The 833-nt window shown below is 27.4% G+C and carries 1 protein-coding gene; it reads right to left on the bottom strand.

Features of this window, described 5'->3' with window-relative positions; genetic code table 11:
- A partial coding sequence (locus tag FHQ23_RS12295) for a retropepsin-like aspartic protease (RefSeq protein WP_139614572.1) occupies nucleotides 1-833 on the bottom strand: 833 nt, incomplete at both ends.

Below are 833 nucleotides of genomic sequence, written 5' to 3'. Positions count from 1 at the left end.
TTCTAACACCAATCATTCGTAGTGGTTCTGGATCAGGATTAAATGACATTTCATTATAATAAAATTTTTGCTGAAAAGGATAAAATATAAATCTATCAAATCGCTTAAGGAAATCGAGGCCTAATAGATTTTTATTTATCTTATTATAAGTGAAGTTCATCCTTTTAATTGGCGGCTCATCACCAAATTCCAAATCTTCTATAAAAACTAAGTTAGAAGATTCTATTTTATTCATAAAATCAACTGAATTTCTTCCTAAGTTTTTATTGTTATAGTTATTTACTATCATATAATTTTTGATAATAGGGTCAAGAGATGAGGTGGCTGCCCCCGTATCTAATGCAAAATGTAATGTAATCCATTCTTTATTCTGATCTTTAGACTTATTCTTTTTATATAATTTAAAATAAGGATAGTCATCCTCTCTATAGTTAATAACATTTTTATAATTTCCCTTAATCTTCTTATCTTTATAAATATTTAACTTGCCATTGGAATTATCCACCTCCCAAATAAACTGGTTAAAAACGTCAATACCTAAAATACCATCAATTTGTTCTCCGATAGTTTCTTTAAGATGGCTAAGATCTAATGCAATAATTTTACTGGTATAAATTTGCTCTTGCCCAAAAAACATTGTTGGACTATGATAGAATAGTATATCATTAGTACTATTCTTATTTGAAGATACTAGTTGAGTTACTGGTAAATAATATTCTTTCTCTGTAATTCTTTTGCTTACTTTGTCAGCGATTTTATTATCTAAAACTGTTAAGCTACTTCCTGTATCAAGCATAAAGCGGTATTTTTTTTGATTAATATATACATCATAT

Source organism: Testudinibacter crocodili (assembly GCF_006228025.1).
Lineage (GTDB): Bacteria > Pseudomonadota > Gammaproteobacteria > Enterobacterales > Pasteurellaceae > Chelonobacter.
The sequence above is the reverse complement of the archived record's forward strand: the minus strand, read 5'-3'. Positions and strand labels throughout refer to the sequence as shown.